This window comes from Undibacterium sp. CY21W, assembly GCF_014284265.1.
Taxonomy (GTDB): Bacteria; Pseudomonadota; Gammaproteobacteria; order Burkholderiales; family Burkholderiaceae_D; genus Undibacterium; species Undibacterium aquatile.
This window is the reverse complement of the sequence record NZ_JACOGE010000001.1, coordinates 243,327-261,231: the sequence shown is the minus strand read 5'-3', so window position 1 is coordinate 261,231 and position 17,905 is coordinate 243,327. Positions and strand designations below refer to the sequence as shown.

Annotated in this window: 18 protein-coding genes; 13 read left to right on the top strand and 5 right to left on the bottom strand. The window is 48.8% G+C overall.

Features of this window, described 5'->3' with window-relative positions:
* The first annotated feature begins 37 nt into the window (after positions 1-37).
* Together H8K29_RS01115 and H8K29_RS01110 are read left to right on the top strand one after the other, a co-directional pair.
* On the top strand, positions 38-1,783 hold the full coding sequence (locus H8K29_RS01115; RefSeq protein ID WP_222611384.1) for an AIPR family protein: 1,746 nt from the start codon (positions 38-40) through the stop codon (positions 1,781-1,783).
* 713 nt (positions 1,784-2,496) lie between these two features.
* Positions 2,497-3,117 (top strand): glutathione S-transferase, encoded by a 621-nt coding sequence (locus H8K29_RS01110; protein WP_186896065.1) that lies wholly within the window; start codon positions 2,497-2,499, stop codon positions 3,115-3,117.
* A 222-nt stretch (positions 3,118-3,339) separates the two neighbouring features.
* Here the strand turns inward: H8K29_RS01110 and H8K29_RS01105 are convergent, their stop codons facing one another.
* Entirely contained in the window at positions 3,340-3,537 is a 198-nt protein-coding gene (locus tag H8K29_RS01105; protein WP_186896064.1) for a hypothetical protein, read from the bottom strand.
* A gap of 530 nt (positions 3,538-4,067) precedes the next feature.
* Between H8K29_RS01105 and H8K29_RS01100 the strand changes: the two genes are divergently transcribed.
* The 5 genes from H8K29_RS01100 (at position 4,068) to H8K29_RS01080 (ending at position 7,214) form a co-directional block, all read left to right on the top strand.
* A complete protein-coding gene (locus H8K29_RS01100) occupies positions 4,068-4,283 on the top strand; it encodes a hypothetical protein (RefSeq protein ID WP_186896063.1) in 216 nt (71 codons plus the stop codon).
* A 35-nt stretch (positions 4,284-4,318) separates the two neighbouring features.
* On the top strand, positions 4,319-5,014 hold the full coding sequence (locus H8K29_RS01095; RefSeq protein WP_186896062.1) for a DUF3334 family protein: 696 nt from the start codon (positions 4,319-4,321) through the stop codon (positions 5,012-5,014).
* A gap of 328 nt (positions 5,015-5,342) precedes the next feature.
* Positions 5,343-6,137, top strand: a complete 795-nt coding sequence (locus H8K29_RS01090) for a tRNA-uridine aminocarboxypropyltransferase (RefSeq protein WP_186896061.1) — start codon at positions 5,343-5,345, stop codon at positions 6,135-6,137.
* 93 nt (positions 6,138-6,230) lie between these two features.
* Positions 6,231-6,479 (top strand): DUF3297 family protein, encoded by a 249-nt coding sequence (locus tag H8K29_RS01085; RefSeq protein WP_186884008.1) that lies wholly within the window; start codon positions 6,231-6,233, stop codon positions 6,477-6,479.
* A 117-nt stretch (positions 6,480-6,596) separates the two neighbouring features.
* The gene (locus tag H8K29_RS01080; RefSeq protein WP_186896060.1) at positions 6,597-7,214 is read left to right on the top strand and encodes a hypothetical protein; all 618 of its coding nucleotides are present in this window, start codon (positions 6,597-6,599) and stop codon (positions 7,212-7,214) included.
* Positions 7,215-7,260: 46 nt separating this feature from the next.
* Here the strand turns inward: H8K29_RS01080 and H8K29_RS01075 are convergent, their stop codons facing one another.
* Complete coding sequence (locus H8K29_RS01075) at positions 7,261-8,013, bottom strand: ABC transporter substrate-binding protein (RefSeq protein ID WP_186896059.1); 753 nt, start codon at positions 8,011-8,013, stop codon at positions 7,261-7,263.
* Between the two features lie 356 nt (positions 8,014-8,369).
* Here H8K29_RS01075 and H8K29_RS01070 point away from each other — a divergent pair, with 356 nt between their 5' ends.
* Complete coding sequence (locus tag H8K29_RS01070) at positions 8,370-9,251, top strand: hypothetical protein (RefSeq protein ID WP_186896058.1); 882 nt, start codon at positions 8,370-8,372, stop codon at positions 9,249-9,251.
* A gap of 166 nt (positions 9,252-9,417) precedes the next feature.
* Here H8K29_RS01070 and H8K29_RS01065 read toward each other — a convergent pair whose 3' ends face one another.
* Positions 9,418-9,738, bottom strand: a complete 321-nt coding sequence (locus H8K29_RS01065) for a hypothetical protein (protein ID WP_222611383.1) — start codon at positions 9,736-9,738, stop codon at positions 9,418-9,420.
* Between the two features lie 256 nt (positions 9,739-9,994).
* The gene (locus tag H8K29_RS01060; protein ID WP_186896057.1) at positions 9,995-10,333 is read right to left on the bottom strand and encodes a hypothetical protein; all 339 of its coding nucleotides are present in this window, start codon (positions 10,331-10,333) and stop codon (positions 9,995-9,997) included.
* 273 nt (positions 10,334-10,606) lie between these two features.
* On the opposite strand from H8K29_RS01060, the gene H8K29_RS01055 reads away from it, so the two are divergent.
* From H8K29_RS01055 to H8K29_RS01035, 5 genes are all read left to right on the top strand, one after another.
* Entirely contained in the window at positions 10,607-10,999 is a 393-nt protein-coding gene (locus tag H8K29_RS01055) for an MAPEG family protein (protein WP_186896056.1), read from the top strand.
* Between the two features lie 27 nt (positions 11,000-11,026).
* Positions 11,027-11,278 carry a hypothetical protein gene (locus H8K29_RS01050; RefSeq protein ID WP_186896055.1) on the top strand — a complete coding sequence of 84 codons (252 nt, stop codon included), beginning with the start codon at positions 11,027-11,029 and terminating at the stop codon, positions 11,276-11,278.
* 242 nt (positions 11,279-11,520) lie between these two features.
* On the top strand, positions 11,521-12,000 hold the full coding sequence (locus tag H8K29_RS01045) for a low molecular weight protein-tyrosine-phosphatase (protein ID WP_186884014.1): 480 nt from the start codon (positions 11,521-11,523) through the stop codon (positions 11,998-12,000).
* A 286-nt stretch (positions 12,001-12,286) separates the two neighbouring features.
* Entirely contained in the window at positions 12,287-13,489 is a 1,203-nt protein-coding gene (locus H8K29_RS01040; RefSeq protein WP_186896054.1) for an efflux RND transporter periplasmic adaptor subunit, read from the top strand.
* Positions 13,490-13,491: 2 nt separating this feature from the next.
* Positions 13,492-16,740 carry an efflux RND transporter permease subunit gene (locus H8K29_RS01035; RefSeq protein WP_186896053.1) on the top strand — a complete coding sequence of 1,083 codons (3,249 nt, stop codon included), beginning with the start codon at positions 13,492-13,494 and terminating at the stop codon, positions 16,738-16,740.
* Between the two features lie 97 nt (positions 16,741-16,837).
* Here H8K29_RS01035 and H8K29_RS01030 read toward each other — a convergent pair whose 3' ends face one another.
* Entirely contained in the window at positions 16,838-17,827 is a 990-nt protein-coding gene (locus tag H8K29_RS01030; protein ID WP_186896052.1) for an LLM class flavin-dependent oxidoreductase, read from the bottom strand.
* Positions 17,828-17,905 lie beyond the last annotated feature (78 nt).

The window sequence follows — 17,905 nt, the reverse complement described above, 5'->3', positions numbered from 1 at the left end:
ATCATTCATAAAGCATAAACGAAAATTTGAAGAGGCAATGAAAATGGACCGTATTACAAAAAGATTGATAGATGATTTTTTAGAGTCCCAAGAAATATCTGGACAAGATGAATCGACCGATTTTGAATTATTCTGTAACTACACGATTTTTGCCAATGAATATAACAAAACGTTTGATGTGAAATCAATTTCCATCGGCTCAGGCAGTGACACTGGGATCGATGGTTTGGCAATAATCGTAAACGGCCATTTAGTAGAAGACACAGATGAAATAGATAGTCTATTTGAATCAAATGGATTTCTAGATGTGACATATATTTTTATCCAGGCAAAGACTTCTTCAAGCTTTGATACAAAAGAAATGCATGCATTTTATTTTGGAGTGAACGATTTTTTCTCCGAAGATCCTAAATTAGCGAGGAATAGTGATGTTGTTCGAGCTGCTGAAATATCAGAATATTTAATTGAAAGGGCGTCTGAATTTAAGAGTAATCCTATTTGCAAAACCTTTTTCGTGACCACTGGCGTTGTCAATGAAGATCAAAATATTTCCGCGGTGGTTGAATCGTCGAAGAATGAACTGAAAAGTTACAATTTGTTCGAAAAAATCGAGGTAACGATTTTGGGAGCGAATGAGATTGGAAAACTATATAGGAAAACAAAAAACCCGATTACTTCAAAATTTGTCTTCTCAAATAAAGTCACTCTTCCAGAGATCGAAGGAATCGACCAATCGTTTTATGGTGTTCTTCCATTTACTGAATTCAAAAAATTGTTAGTTGACGATAACGACAATATCCAAAGTATTTTTGATGATAATGTTCGGGACTTTCAGAGCCTGACAAATCCAGTGAATGCAAACATAGCGGATACATTACAAAGTCAAAATCCAGAATTGTTTAGTGTTCTAAATAACGGAATCACTGTCGTTGCAAATGCAATTAAAATTTCTGGCAACGTTTTAACTTTGTCTGACTATCAAATTGTGAATGGCTGCCAAACAAGTAATGTTCTTTATCAAAACAGAAACAATCGAGCAATTGAAAATATCAGTATCCCAATACGATTGATTGTCACAAGTGACGAAGAAGTAAAATCAAAAATAACAGTCTCTACAAATAATCAGACAACAATCAAAAAAGAGCAATTGGCAGCAATGTCTGATTTTCATCGCAATCTACAGCATTATTATTCCTCGATAGTTGGTCCGGGCAAACTTTACTACGAACGGCGAGCTAAAGAGTTCAGCTCAGATAAGAATGTATTGAAACGCAAAATTATTACTATACCGATCCAAATTAAAGCATTCTCTTCAATGTTCAAGAAAAATCCGCACATGGTAACTACTTACTTAGGGACGCTTGTCAAAACTATGGGTAACGCCGGATCGAATATCTTTGAAGCAGATCACCAATATTCACCATACTACTTAGCTGGACTTGTTTATTACAGGCTCGATTCTCTTTTTAGTTCTGGAGTAATCGATAAAAAATATCGAAAAGTGAGATTCTACATAACGATGCTTATTCCAATGATTGCGTCGAGCGATCAGATTCCACCATTCAATAGCCAAAAGAAAACCGAAAAATATTGTGATCCAATAATTGAAAAAATGAACAATGAGTATAAATGCAACGCCATATTTCTAAAGGCAATCGAAATTATCGATCGATCTGGTGCACCAATTGAGGATAAACAGGCGTTGAAATCACGGGCTATGACAGATCAAATACTGAGTGCATTTTCTGAGTCAGATAGATGGGGGCAAACAAGCCTCCTCTGAAGTTACTGTCTAGGTTGATGCCAGAAAACCTTCATGAAATTTTTCGCAATATTCAATATTTCAAATTACTATTGGCCGATTAGTATGGATTTCTTTTTCTATACAGCTGTTGTGATGTCATTTGCTTTGCATTGTGTACTCATTCTGCGTAGGTCTCGCCAGACGTGAACTAATTATTTTTTCTTAATTGAAATTGGTGTCGCTGTGTCAGGTGTTTTGATCTGGTTTGGAGTTGAATTTTGTGCAAAAACGTTCATGATGGTTTGCTAATGACAGCTTTACACAGATTGCAATTGGCAAGAAATTGATTGATCTCGAATTCGCTGCTGTTGGCGCTGAACTTATACCCACCCCGAAAATGGTCTGGATCAGGCTCTATCCATATAACCATGTCGTCAATCACTTCCTCAATATATCCGGTCATTCTATTCTCCAACAAATGGATAGTTAATCTGGTTGTTTGTTTGAGTTTAGATCTTCAATATGCGATGGTCTACGGACGATGAGTCACATTATTTCATTCTGACTGAATTAGTATGTCTGGCAGCATCAATATCGACATGCTGTTTCAAGCGAGTCAGATGCACACACATAAAATCCGGCATTCTGCCACCCCTTGCTGACCCTGCTATGATGGCGCGGGTTTTGGGTTCGTCACGCGCCCAAAGCAGCCAATTTTTTAGTTCCGCTTTTATTCGCTTTCAGGAGACAACATGCCTCAACTTAAACTGACCTATTTCGATTTTCATGGTGGACGTGGTGAGCCCGTGCGGCTGGCGTTCGCGCTGGGTGGGGTGGCGTTTGAGGATCATCGTTTCAGCTATCCTGAATTTGCCGACGTGCGCAAAGCGACGCCGTTCGGGCAGGTGCCTGTGTTAGAGGTGGACGGTGTGCAGCTGACGCAGTGTGATGCGATCCTGCGGTATGCGGGCAAGCTGGCGGGTCTGTATCCGCAAGATGCGTTGCAGGCTTTGTACTGCGACGAGGTGAGCTTTGTGGTGGAAGAAGCGGGTATCAGGATGGGCCCGACTTATCGTATGACGGATGAAGAGCAAAAGGCAGCGCGTCTGGCCTTGGTGAATGGTTCGATGCCGGTTTATCTGCGCTGGCTGGAGCAGCGTTTGCTGGCGCAAGGCGGCGAATATTTTGCTGATGGCCGCCTGACGATCGCCGATCTGAAGGTGTTTGTGGATATCCGTAATTTGAATGCCGGTCGTCTGGATCATGTGCCGACCGATCTGGTAGCGCAAGTCGCACCGGCGCTGAATGCGCATAATCAACGTATCGCTACTTTGCCTGCGGTGCAGGCGTATTACGCGAAATTTGCTCAATAAATCAGCAGTGACAGACAAAGAGTGCGACAACCAGTCGAATGACATCAGCAAGACTGTGTATTGATCAGGTCTGCAGGATGAAATGCTGCCAGTAGGCGCATGGAATCTCAGACATTGAACGCAGACTCAGATTTTCGTGCGATTTTTTGCCGCCTCTTTTTCCGCTTCAAAAAAAACAGCCGGTATCAACACCGGCTGTTTTTTTATGCGTCAGCGTAGTGCTTAACGGCTGTTCTGTTTGCAGGTAAAACTGGTCGTAGTCACTTTATCGACATTACCCTGACCACAAGTAGCAACGGCTTGTTGCGACATCACGCTGATTTGTTTGCCAGCTTCGACTGTGTTTTCGCTGACGGAAATACAGGCGCTTAAACTGGCAACGATGGCGACCAGGCTCAGGATATGCAGGAATTTTTTCATAGTCTCACTCTCAGATTGATTTAATTTGGCAAAGCAGACATGTCGTTGGTCGCTTTGTCATTTGGTAGACCAGCATGCTGTTGCTTGGTTCCCCGCATGCCGGAGCGAGTGGCAGGCCATTGCCACTGTTTGAGCTTAACGTTTCAACAATCCATCCGGCTGACTTTCACGGCGTATCCGTTTCAAGTGATAACAAAGACGCAGCGATTGCGCCTGAAAGAAGCGCGAGATGCTACTTTTATCAGCAACCGGGTTTGTAAGTGAGCCGCCATTGTGGCGTTATTTGTAGGCATGTTTTGCTTCATTTTGTATCATGAAGCTAAGAAAACGTGCAGAAACTGGGGAATCCGATAAAACCGCCTGCCTTTACAGGCGTTTGCCTGCCCCAAATCGCACAGAAAACGTGAAACATCTGGACGCAGCGTGTACCATTGAATATTCTTATCTATTTCCATGGTACAAGTGTTCTGCGTGCGGCGATTGACGCTGCGCTGAGTTCCCGGTAACACTGCCACGCAGAGGAGAAAATCATGTCTGGCTTCGCCCTGTCACCGCAAACATACTTGCGAGAACCGATGGCAAACCTGCTTAGCCGTATCGCCCTGTTTCGTGTGGTATTTACCAGCGAAGCGCGACGGCACGACATTACTCCCGGCGCTGGGCGAAACGATGTGTCTGCGAATGTGTCAGGCAACGTGTTGGTCATAGCGCATCGGCCACTGCGCGGACAAAATAACAATAGATAACAATCATTTCAAGAAACCTAATTCAGGAGTTGGTCATGAGTAACGAAGAAAAAAGAGTTGTCTACGGAACAGAAGATCTGTTGACCAGTTTATGCAATTCGGTCACACGAGTACTGAACGTAGCGACGCAAAGCAAGATTCATTACTCTGCGATGGTGCAAAGAATTACCAAAATCGGTCTGAAGCCGGATATTGGTTGCTTCGTCTTATTTGACGGTGGATTTTCCGGTTTGGTGGTGCTGAATTTTGCAGGCAACGCCGCGTTGGAAATTTACGAAAAATACATGCTCAGCATGGGCATGCCGAAATCGGAACTGGCCTCGTCGTTCAGCTCGGATGAGGTGGCAAATATACTGGGCGAACTGATGAATCAGATCGTCGGTGATTTTACTGGCAAGATACGCCGGGAACTGCAAACCAACATCACCCAGAATCAGCCCAAAATGCTGGTGCTGAATAAGCAGGTGATGCTGAGTGTGGATACGCCGCTGGATCGCCCAGAAATCCGTCGCGTGTCATTTTTCACTGAAAACAATAATATTTTCTATCTCGAACTCGCGATTGATCGCACGGAATTCATTAAATTGCATGATTTTGATTCCAGCGAAATCATTGATCCGGATGCCTTGCTGGATATGGAACAAGCCGATCTGAGCAAAGCAGCGCCAGCCGCCGCCGCACCGGTGGTGGATGACGAAAGCGATGAACTGTTACGTTCGTTGGGCATGTAAGCACCGGCGTCTGTCGCTGATCTGAGCCTGACCAACGCAACAGCTGGTTTGAAAAATAAAGAACGTCACGTAACGATATGGCTTACGTGGCGTTTTTTTTATTGGCAAAAGGCTTTTTCAGCCAATTTGCTGAAAACACCCCCTAGTGTTCATGCGGGTTTCCAAGGCATACCCCTGTATCCCCACATAGATATTGGCTGTTGGCAGCATCACCCGGCAGAAGTCCATTTAATGCGGGGTTTGCAATGTCACGTCGGTCATGCCAAGATACGCGCCCTGTCTGAATGATGAATGAGCGGCAATCGTCTGTCGCACCTGAGTTTCCCTGATGAATACCACTCACCCACCGCATGCTGTTTCCCGCTTACGTACTGCCCGTCTGGCACGCAGCACGCGACCGTTTCTGGCGCGCGGCGGGCCGCATGGCGAACGTTGCGGCGGCTGCCGCCTGATACTCAGCCATTGTATCTGCGCGCTGCGTCCTGTGGTGCCGACGCGGGCCGGTGTGTGTCTGATCATGGCGGAACATGAAGCGCTCAAGCCCAGCAACACGGGTTGGCTGATCGCCGACGTGGTGCCCGATACGATGGCATTTGGCTGGGCTCGCACGGAGGTTGATCCGGCTTTGCTGGCAGTGCTGGCAGATCCGCAATGGCAACCGTATGTGGTGTTTCCCGGTGAATTTGTCGCACCGGAGCGTGTGATCACGCAATTACTGCCGGAACAGAACCTTGCGGATTCCAGCGAACCCGCAGCCGCAATCACAAAGAAACGACCGCTGTTCATTTTGCTCGATGCGACCTGGCCGGAAGCCCGCAAGATATTCAAAAAAAGCCCGTATCTGGAACAGTTTCCTGTGCTGAGTCTGTTGCCGGAACAATTATCGCGCTACCGTTTGCGCCGCTCGCGCCGCGATGAACATTTGTGCACATCGGAAGTCGCCGGTTTATGTCTGCAACTGGCGGGCGATGTATTCGCAGCGCAAACGCTGGAAGCGTATCTGGATGTGTTCAGCGAACATTATCTGCGCGCCAAACAGCAATTAAAAGTGGACTGGGACGACGAGTTCCATCAGCGTTTGCGCGCATTGGCGGTAGCGGCAACATCAACGCCCCAGGTCTGATGACACGATAAAGCTGGCGCGAAATATCCGCTGCTGTCAGCAAAATCGACAGCGGCATTGAACAGACTGCGCATCTGGTGGATAATTCGGCCTATGAACGATACTACACAACTCCCCCCATTACCGGATCGCCTGTCGGTTGATCCGCGCAGCCCTTACTACGTCGCCGCCGTGTTTGAACACGAAGTGGGCATTAAGCTCAACGGTAAAGAGCGTCTGGACGTCGAAGAATATTGCATCAGCGAAGGCTGGATCAGCGTGCCAGCGGGCAAGGCGCGTGACCGTAAAGGCAATCCGCTGATGATCAAAGTCAAAGGTCAGGTCGAGCCGTTTTATCGCTGATACCGGCTGCTCAGACGCGACTCTGACGGTGGCGTCTGTCTCTATCATTACTGCAACTCAAATGAAAAAGTCCCTGTATTCATGCGCTGGTCAGGCCATTTTCGCGCCACAAAGCGCATGAACACAGCAGGCTGGCATCGACTGATGCCATTATTTTTCCTGGCATTGGTCACAACGCTGACCGCCACTGCCTATGCAAATGCAGATGAACAAACGTTTCCTGTCAGGCTCAGTCGCAACGAACATCTGTTGTTAGAGAAACTGGTCTGTGGCGATCCATTCGGTGTCGGCGTTGCAGAGATTGATGCGCGCGCTTTCAGCGCTCAGGCGGACAAGGCAAATTACGCCGATGTGAAATGCCGTCCGCATGCGCAACTCAAGACCCAGCCTTTATATTACGTTGCCCAATGCGGGCGCGACGGCAAACAATGGAGTTGTGGCGCGGCAGAGGTGGAAACAATCGTGCCGTTGAAGCAGCGCAAGCTGATTGTGCGACCAGGAACAGTGCCACCGCAACGCGCAACGGAAGCAATACAAACCATCAGCACCTACGGATATTTTCAGGCGAAATCGCTCGATGCAGCACTGCAATCGACCTGCAATATGGGCATGGGCGACACAGCGGATCTGGTTGAAATTTCTTGTCGTCGCTGGTCGATCACAGTGTCATTCTGGTGCCCGCAGAAATCACCACAATCGCCCTGCCCACGTGTGATTTATATGGGAGAGCGTTGAAAAAATCGGCGCAGGATAAAGCGTTCAGCAAGTTTGCGAATGAAATTTAATCGAGAGCATTTGCTTTGATGATGCGGTTTAATTCACCGTTACGCACAAGCTTGCTGACGGCATTATCGATCTGTGCCATCACTTCTTTGGGAACCATTTTTCCACCCGCAATATACGCCGGGCTGGGGTCAAGTATGACTGGTAGCAATCGGATATTCGGATGATTTTTCGGTGAGTAGGCACCGCTCTTAAAAAAAGAATCGCGGTGATAAAAAAATCGGCCACGACCCGCTTCCAGTTTGATCAGATTCTGTTCTGCTGTCGGTGTACCGCTATCGAGGATCACGCCTAACTGCTGCAAGCGTTCGACCTCGGCATGCCCTTGCATGATCAGCACTTTGCCGGCCTTGCCCAGTTTTTTCACATCATCCCAGTTATTCACGACAACAACATCACCGGCCCTGACTGCCAGCCGATAGCCCGTCGTATGCAAACCCTGTTTCAGAAACTGCATACCAGCAGCTTCACGCGATGCATTCTTTCTGGCGCCACAGATAATGTCACGCCGCCCTGCACTGAGCTCATATTCGATACGGCGAATCGGCATAGGATCGTCATCCAGCACAAAATGCAACTGCGGATCAATCGCCTCTATCGCACGATAAACGTCAACACATGGCCCTTTCCAGCCGCTTTCAGTTTTCACGTTATATGGCGCAGCACTTTCCCATATCGCTACGCGTAAATCCGTTGCAGATGCTTGCCATGCGCAAAACAATCCAAGTAAGCAAAACACTTGTTTCTTCATACATTGAAGTCGGTCAGTGGCGATAAATATTGAACTCACATTTAACCACATCTTGACCGCATCCCCGTGCGCAAGAAACCACGATATACGCGTTTATTTCGTTTTCGATCTGTAAGAAGAATTTTGTGATACAGGCTCGACCAAAAAAGAGAATTAAAGTTAACAAATTCATTCGTGTCAGATATTCTTTAGTCAACCAGGATAAATCTGTTGATCACTACGCTGCGCAAACTCAGACTCAGACTCAAATCTGAGTATCGTTGCCGGATCATTTTCTGGCATTCCCTTTTCACCATTGAGTAATTTTCTTCCAATATTTTATGACGCCATATTTGTTTTCATTCCTATACAAGCTGATGCTCATATTTTTAGTGGCGATACTCAGTGCGAGTGGTGCGTTTTCGCAAACGCTGGAACAGCAATCCGCCGAGCTGGATAACATTGCAAACGCCGCGACTGAAACAACATCGACTAAAGCAATCGCAATGGCAAATGCTTTCGATCGCCTTATGCTTCCGTTTCTGGATGCAAAAAAAATCAAATTAACCACGCCATCTGATTTAAAAATTCTCTTTCGCGCGGCAGACATGACCGCTTTTTATACTGCTGAAACGAAATATGCAGAATATCTGCAGCGTATTTCCGAGGTGTTAGAAGAACGCAAACTGATCACTGAAGAACACTATACAAAGTTATATTTCGCGCTCTTGCAGGTCAGAATGTTGAAAGAGGCAGACGCACTTTTGGCACAGCACAAACTATCAGTGAATGACGCCTTGCCTGCACATCGGGAAGCGCCTGATTTATCCGCTCAGATGCCAACGGAATGGCTGATTGAAGCAAACAGTTTATCTTTATTACGAAGAAATGTTGACATCAATCAGGGCGCAAAAATTATTGTGGTGTCCAGCCCCGGATGTCCTTTTTCCAGAAATGCGGTACGCGATATTTCGCAAGATCCCGCCTTGATGACGGTGTTTCGTAAGTATGGAAAATGGCTGGTTCCGCAAATGCGCCACAGTTACTTTCACGACATCCAGAAGTGGAATCGTTCTTTTCCCAACTTTCAAATGACCATGGTTTATCAAGGACAGGAATGGAAAGACATTGACCATTGGGGAACGCCGACTTTTTATTTTTTTAAAAATGGAAAACTCAGCAGCAAGGTTACCGGCTGGCCGGAACAGGGAAATATAAAAGAACTGAAAAATTCACTGCAAAAAATCGGATTGCTTTGAGAATGAATTCGAATCAAAAAAGAAAAAATTTTTATGAATACAGATCAGAAAATTTCTGCTTTGAATTATGTATTTTTTCATCACGATGATGATTACGTATCACGGATGCTTTGATCAAAAAAAAACGGCGCATATCATCTGATATGCGCCGTTTTTTTGAGCTGAATTATTTAGCTGGAGCTGTCTTCGCTGCGTCTGCTTTGACTTCAGTTTTCACTTCTGATTTTGCATCGGCTTTGGCTTCTGCCTTCGCTTCTTTTTTCGCATGTTTTACATGCTTTACTTTTTTCTCTGCGGTTGCACTGGCTGATTTTGCTTCTACTACCGGCGCTGGTGGTGCCACTTTTGTTTCCGCTTTCGCTTCGGCTTTTACTGCAGCAGCTGGTGCACTTGCTTTGGCAGAAGCAGCTGGGGCTGCAGGTGTCTGGGCGAACGCTGTACCCATTGCGAAAGTAGTTGCGATGATAGCGGCGATAACTTGTTTCATGATAGGTCCTGTTCTTTCGTTGAGTTTATTTTGCGTAGTCAATCTACGTAAGCTAATAACGCGGCCTTGCTACATTGTGTTGACATGTTTTTGAAAAAAATTGATGTATTTATTTTTTTATTTTCCCGTATTTTTTATATCTGTTTTTCAGCTACGAAGAATGCAGTAATTTTTTATCGTGTATAAAAAAACCGGCGCACATCAATGATGTTACGCCGGTCTTTTACCTCAATTCAGAGGCAACAAAATCAAACCATTATTTTGCTGGTGTCGTCTTTGTTGTATCTGTTTTTACTTCTGCTTTTGCATCTGCTTTGACTTCTGTGTTCGCTTCTTTTTTCATGTGTTTTACATGCTTAGATTTTTTTTCTGCCGATGGTACTGACGCTTTTGTTTCTGCTGCTGCGCTGGCAGGTTTTGCTTCTGCAACCGCGGCGGCTGGCGGCGCTACTTTTGTTTCGGCTTTCGCTTCGGCTTTTACAGCGGCGGCTGGCGCACTTGCTTTGGCAGGAGCAGCTGGGGCTGCAGGTGTCTGGGCGAACGCTGTACCCATTGCGAAAGTAGTTGCGATGATAGCGGCGATAACTTGTTTCATGATAGGTCCTGTTCTTTCGTTGAGTTTATTTTGCGTAGTCAATCTACGTAAGCCAAGAACGCAGCCCGCTTGATTTTTGTTGACACGATATTTGCCGCAGAATTGTAGCGAATTGTTACCTCGTCAAATTAACGGGAATTTATTTCCTTTTTTCAATGCATGCTCTTACTGGGTTCATCTTATGCTGCACGCTGTGACGTTTTACCGAAACAGGACTACTATCTGTCGCACATCACGTGTGACTCATCTCAAAATTCAGAAAGAGGAAATTTAATGACTTTAGCAAATTGGTGTGTACTGGCGGCATGTCTGTTACCCATCGTCACGGTTGGGTTGGCAAAGGCGGGGTCGGCGAAACTGAAGCGAGAAGAAGGTCGCTATAACAACCAGCAACCACGTGTATGGGCACAGCAGTTACAGGGCTGGCGACAACGCGCGAATGCAGCACAGCAAAACGGCTGGGAAGCCTTGCCTTTGTTTATTGCAGCAGTCGTTCTCGCGCAGCAAGCGCATGCAGATCAGGGACGTATTGATACGCTTGCGATGATGTTTATCGGTCTGCGGCTGATCTACGTCGCGACATACCTGGCAAATATGAGCAATCTGCGCAGCCTGGTCTGGACAGCCGGCGTTGCGGTAAATATCGCAATCTTACTGATGTCTTGAAACGTCTTTCAATCACAGGAACAGATGATGGATGAACAGGAATTACAGGCAACTTTATTCAGTATGTTGCCGACACCCGCGTATATTTTTGGCGCGCTTCTTTTTGGCATCGTCGGCTTTGCAGCCTATCGCTACGGCAAAAAGATGGAACAACCGAAGTGTAAATGGCTGGGAATTGCGCTGATGCTCTACCCTTACCTCACTGGCAGCGATACGCGCTGGCTGTATGCCACCGGCACGGTACTATGCGCGGCCTTATACATTTACCGTAACGAATAAGCAGGCGAGAGCAAACATGCTGCGATAAGTCATAGTGATTTGCGGTATTTTTTTTCTTCTGTGCATTCTGGCAATGCTCAGGAATTTATTTCGCGGGACATCATTCCACCTCAGCACAGGAACAGATAAATTTATAAATCGTTGACATTTGCCCGTCCGGTGAACCGCTTTTTCCCTTTCCCAGCGTGTTAACATCATTCCCCCGCTCGTTACAAATAGCAGCTATTGGCCGTTGCGCTAAGATGAACCCTCCTAAAGTTACTTCTATTCTCTTCATTTGCATGGGGAATATCTGCCGCTCTCCCACGGCGGAGGGAGTGTTTCGCGCCAAAGCGAAAGCGGCGGGAATATCAGAACAATTAGTTATCGATTCCGCCGGGACACATGCGTATCACATCGGTGAACCGCCTGATGCGCGCTCACATGGTTTTGCAGTCAAACGTGGCTTTGATTTGTCACAGCAGCGGGCGCGCCAGATAAAAGCGGAAGATTTCGTCAACTTCGATCTGCTGCTGGCGATGGATAAAAGTAATCTCGCCCTACTTCAGGCGGCGTGTCCTGAACCCTATCAGCATAAGCTGGATCTGTTGATGCATTACGCCCAACATACTCAGGCGGAAGAAGTGCCCGACCCATATTATGGCGGCGTGAGCGGCTTTGATCTGGTGCTGGATTACATTGAAGACGCATCCGAAGGGCTGGTTGCCCGTTTACAAAAGTAAGCCACAAAGACTTTTTACTGACTGATCGCCACAAATGGCCTGTTGTATGGACATTCCATGCATTCCGGGCACAGCATCACCGTATTGGAAATCCTCCCGTCTGTCCCAAATGCATCGCTGGTATTTCACGTTGCTTCATCCCTGAATGCATTTCATCCCCTGAAATTAGCATTTCATCCATCAAAAAAGGCAACTTAAATCCTTGCCTCTTGTCCAAGCACGGCGACTTCGGAATACTTCCGGTTCAGTATCATCCCGTCCCTCTCACTTGCGCAAGAGACCTCTCATGTTACGAAAAACACTTATTGTCCTCGCTATTGCCTCAACGCTCGCCGCTTGCAGCAATAAAGAAGCAGAAAAACCAAAAAATGCGGCTTCTGCCAGCAGCGCCACAAGCAAAGCGGATAAACAGGATACCGCGGCAGCGCCAAAACTGATCATCGCTCCGGAAGACATCATGAAGGTGCAAAGCAATGCGCTGGCATCCGGCCCGGTCGTTACCGGTTCAATTCAGCCTGAACGTAAAGCAGATCTGCGGGCAGAAGTGTCCACGATCGTGCTTCAGGTACTGAAAGAGAACGGGGATGTCGTCAAGCGCGGAGATATACTGGTCAGACTCGATGAAACTTCTATCCGGGAAAATCTGAATTCAGCCGAAGACAATGCGCGCAGCGCAGCGCTCGCACTGGATCAGGCAGATCGCGCGCTGCAAAGGCTGAAGACACTGCGGGCCTCAGGAATGACCTCGTTACAGGCGCTCGATGAGGCGGAAGTCAAAGTCAACGCGGCACGCAGCGAGTTATCCGCGTCCCGTGCCCGTGCAAGTACCGCGCGCCAGCAATTACAACGCACAATCGTGCGGGCACCGTTTGACGGTGTCGTCAGCGAACGCAAAGTCTCTGCAGGCGATACCGCAGCAATTGGAAAAGAACTGGTCAAAGTCATCGACCCGACCAGTATGCGTTTTACCGGACGTGTTTCTGCCGACAAAATTGCCCAGGTCAGAATCGGTCAGCCGGTCAGCTTCCGCATCAATGGTTATGGCGGTCAGGAATTCCGCGGCAAGGTAACTCGTGTTGACCCGGCGGCGAACGATGTCACGCGTCAGGTGGAAGTGCTGGTGGCATTTGCTGACAGTAATCAGCCGCGCGTATCGGGCCTGTACGCCGAAGGCAATATCGAATCCACGACAGTGAATGCCCTCACGTTACCGGAAGGCGCATTAGTGAAAGCAGGAGATAAATCCTATGCCTGGCGGATCAATGGAAAAGCCCTGAAACGGGTCGATCTGAATATAGGAAAACGCGATCAGCGCACTGGTCACTATGAGGTGCGCAGCGGGCTGACTGAGGGTGATGTCGTGATGCGTAGCCCGAATTCCAGCTTCAGAGACGGACAGGCAATCGAAATGGCAGCAACACCAAAAGTCGATGTGGCTATCGGTGCGAATCTGCCGGCATCGACCACTATCGCCAGCGGAGGCAACTGATTATGTTTTTATCTGATTTCAGTATCAAGCGACCGATCGCCACCATCGTGATGATCATCGCCCTGATGGCACTGGGTTTGCTGGCACTCAGCAAATTGCGGGTCAATCAGAATCCGGATGTCGAAGTTCCCGGCTTATCGGTGATCATCACTTATCCCGGCGCTTCACCAGATACGGCAGAACGTGAAATTATCAACCGTCTTGAAAAGTCGCTGCAAAGTGTACAGGGTGTGAAAGCACTGTATTCGTCGGCAAACGAGGGCTTTGCTGAATTCGACATTGAATTCGTGTTTAAAAAGAACATGATCGAAGCCAGTGATGATGTGCGCAATGTGATTTCTGCGGTGCGCTACAAAATGCCGACAGAAATGCGTGAACCTGTCATCAAACGCTGGGATCCATCGGCCCAACCTATTATCAACATGGCGCTGTCATCAAGCAAACTGAGCCATGCCGAAATTTCGCGGATGGCGGAAGACCTGCTGGCCGATAAATTCCGTGCAGTTCCCGGTGTTGCCACAGTGGTTGTGAATGGCTCGCTGAAACGCGAATTATCAGTTTTACTCCGTGCTGAAAAACTGCGCGAATTTAACGTGTCTGTCGGTGAAGTCGTGAATGCTCTGCGCAATCAGAATACCAACGCACCGGTCGGAAAAATTCGCGGCAAGCTGGATGAAGAAAGCATACGTCTGGTCGGACGCATCGAGTCACCAGAAGAATTTCAGGGCATCGTCGTCAAACGGAATGGCGATCAGATCGTGCGTCTTGCGCAGGTCGCTACTATTGAAGACAGCTTTGCCGACATCAATGGTTTAAGCATACGCAGCGGCAAACCGAATGTCGGTATGCAAATCACGAAATCGCGCGAAGCAAGCACGGTCAGCGTTGCGACCGCCGTGCGCGAAATGGTGAAAGAAATTAATGGCGGTTTTGAAAAAGATCAGCCGGGCACCAAGCTTGAAATCACGCGCGATGGCGGTAAAGATGCTCAGAACAGCCTGAATAACGTGATTGAATCGCTGGTACTCGGTGCCGGTCTGACGATTTTTGTGGTGTATGCATTCCTCAATTCATGGCGCTCCACACTGATTACCGCGCTCAGCTTACCAACCTCGGTGGTCGCGGCCTTTATCGCGGTATGGTTGTGTGGCTTCACCCTGAATTTCATGACCCTGCTTGGTCTGTCACTGGCGATTGGTGTGCTGATCGATGATGCGATTGTCGTGCGTGAAAACATCGTGCGGCACATGCAGATGGGGTCAGACCGCCGCACGGCAGCGCTGGAAGGCACCGCAGAAATCGGTCTGGCGGTGGCAGCAACCACATTTTCGATTATTGCGGTATTTATTCCTGTCGCCTTTATGCCGGGGATGCCGGGTGAATGGTTCCGGCCGTTCGCGCTGACCGTGACCTGCTCGGTATTAGTCAGTCTGGGTATTTCATTCACACTGGATCCGATGTTATCTGCTTACTGGGGCGATCCACCAGATCATCACACCGCGCCGAAAAAAGGTTTGGGAAAAATACTGGCACGTTTCAATGACTGGTTTGATCATCAGGCTGACCGTTATGGCCGTGTGATTGCCTGGGCTTTACATCATCGCCGCTGGATGGGCACGATTGCGCTGGTCAGCCTGATTACGGCTCTCGGTCTGCAAGTGAAATGGGGCGGTACCAGCTTTTTGCCGACCGCAGATTCCGGCAACCTGATGATAGAAGTGCGCACACCGGCTTCTTCTTCTCTGGAATATGCACGCCTGAAAATGGAAAGAGCAGCCGCTATTGCACGCACGATCGCGGAGACCAAAGACACTAACAGTAATATCACACCGTCGGGTGGTCGTATCTATGTCGACATCGGTAAGCGGACTGAACGCAAACGCAGCGCCAAAGAAATTGCGGTTGAATTGCGGAATAAAATTAAACCCCTGGTCGGTGCTGAATACACTGTTCTGGATGATCTGAACAACGGTGCACGGAAACCGGTGCAGATAGAATTTACCGGCCCGGATTCACGCAAGCTGCTGGAAATTACCAGTGCTTACATGGAAAAGCTGCAGAACGTGCCGGGCGCGGTCGATATCGGCTTGTCTCAGCAAGATCCGAAAAAAGAACTGAAGATAGAACTGAACCGCGGCCTGGCAAATTCTATGGGCATTTCTTCGAATGATGCAGCACAAGCGTTGCGCGTTGCATTTGCCGGGATAGAAGTCGGTGACTGGGTCGATCCTACCGGTGAAACCCGCGACGTTGCGGTGCGCCTGCATCCAGATGACCGTGTCAGCAAAGAAAACATCGAACGCCTGCCGATCGCCATAACCGGAACTAACCAGATGGTGCCGCTGGATCAGATCGCCAGTATCAGCATGGGCAAAGGGCCGTCGGGCATTGAGCACAGCAACGGCAAGCGGACGATCACCGTTTCTGCCAATGCACAGGGTCGCTCGAACGGTGAAGTGATTGCCGATGCCAAGAAACTGGCGGAGTCGTTCAACTATCCGCCAGGCTACGGACTGAACATTACCGGCTCGGGTCAGGATCAGGAAGAAGTGTTCGGCGCGATGATGATTGCATTGTTGTCCGGTATCGGTCTGATGTATCTGATTCTGGTGATGCAGTTCGGCTCATTCACTGCTCCGCTGGGCGTGATGCTGTCGCTGCCTTTATCGCTGATCGGCGTCGTACTGGCCTTGTTGATCACCGGCAGCACGATCAATCTGATGAGTCTGATCGGCGTGATTATGCTGATGGGTCTGGTGGCGAAAAATGCGATTCTGTTGCTCGATGCGGCACGTAAAAATGAAGCCGAAGGCATGAACCGCGAAGAAGCGCTGATGCAGGCTGGCCGCGTGCGTCTGCGTCCGATTCTGATGACAACGTTCGCACTGATCGCCGGTATGATGCCGGTCGCTCTAGGGCTGGGTGAAGGCGGTGAATTTTACCGTCCGCTGGCAATTGCCATTATCGGCGGCACCATCACCTCAACCCTGCTGACCTTGCTGGTGGTACCGACTTTCTACGACAGCATAGAAATTGCGAAAGATCGCATGATGGACAAGATGCATGCGCGTGGCACCCGTTATCATCCATCGCTGGCATTTATCGTCACCATGCTGGAAGCATTTTTCACGCTGACCTTTGTCCGCCTGATCTATCGCAGCCTGCTTAAATTGTGGCGGCTCATCAGTGGCCGCAAAGCCAGCACTGGCGTTGCCACAGTGAGCCTGTCAGGTGCAGATCAGGTGAAATAAGCAACGGCCTGCAACGATTATCCCCGTGCTGGGGTTTTCTCCTAAGTATCCTCCAGCATTTTTTACAGCCTGCCAACCGAAAGTTGGCAGGCTTTTTTTACGATAATGCAGAACTTATTGTTGCGACGATTTCATACGAATGCAGACGTGCCTGATGATCAAAAATATTCGAGGCGATCATCAGTTCATCGGCACCGGTGTGACGAATGAAATCACGCATCTGCTGGGTTACCGTCGCGGGTGAACCGATCGCTGAGCAGGCCAGAATCTGGTTCAGCAATGCGCGCTCGCCTTCACCCAGTTGTTGCATGAAATTTTCTACTGGCGGTGGAATCTTCGCCGGTCTGCCACTACGTAAATTGACGAAAGCCTGCTGCGCCGAGCTTGCCAGCAAGTGCGCCTGGTCATCGGTATCGGCGGCAAACACATTGAATCCCAGCATCACGTACGGCTTTGCCAGATACGCCGACGGCCGGAACGTGGCACGATAAATTTCCACTGCCTGCATCATCTGTTGCGGCGCAAAATGCGAGGCAAACGCATACGGCAAGCCCATCGCTGCCGCGAGTTGCGCACCATACAGGCTGGAGCCGAGTATCCACACCGGCACATGCAAGCCCGCTCCCGGTACCGCTTTGACAACAGAGTGCGGCTCATCAGAGAAATAATCGAGCAATTCCGCCACATCTTGCGGAAATTCATCGGCATCTGAGCTCAGGTGTCGCCGCAACGCCCGAGCAGTACGCTGATCGGAACCCGGCGCACGACCCAGGCCAAGATCAATCCGACCCGGAAACAGCGATTCCAGCGTGCCGAATTGTTCGGCAATGACTAAAGGTGAGTGGTTCGGCAGCATGATGCCGCCAGCGCCCACGCGGATAGTCCGCGTACCGCCAGCCACGTGCGCAATGAGAACGGCAGTGGCGGCGCTGGCAATGCCAGGCATGCCGTGATGTTCTGCCAGCCAGAAACGGTGATAAGCCCAACGTTCGGCATGTTGTGCCAGATCGAGTGAATTTTTAAAGGATTGCGCAGGTTCCGTCCCTTGTGCAATCGGGGAAAGATCAAGAATAGAAAGAAGAGCCATATCGTTTGCCTGTGACGCAAAGCTTGTGGCGGGCGATTCCCGGACTCAGACAAGCAATGCTTGAGATGCCTATTATCA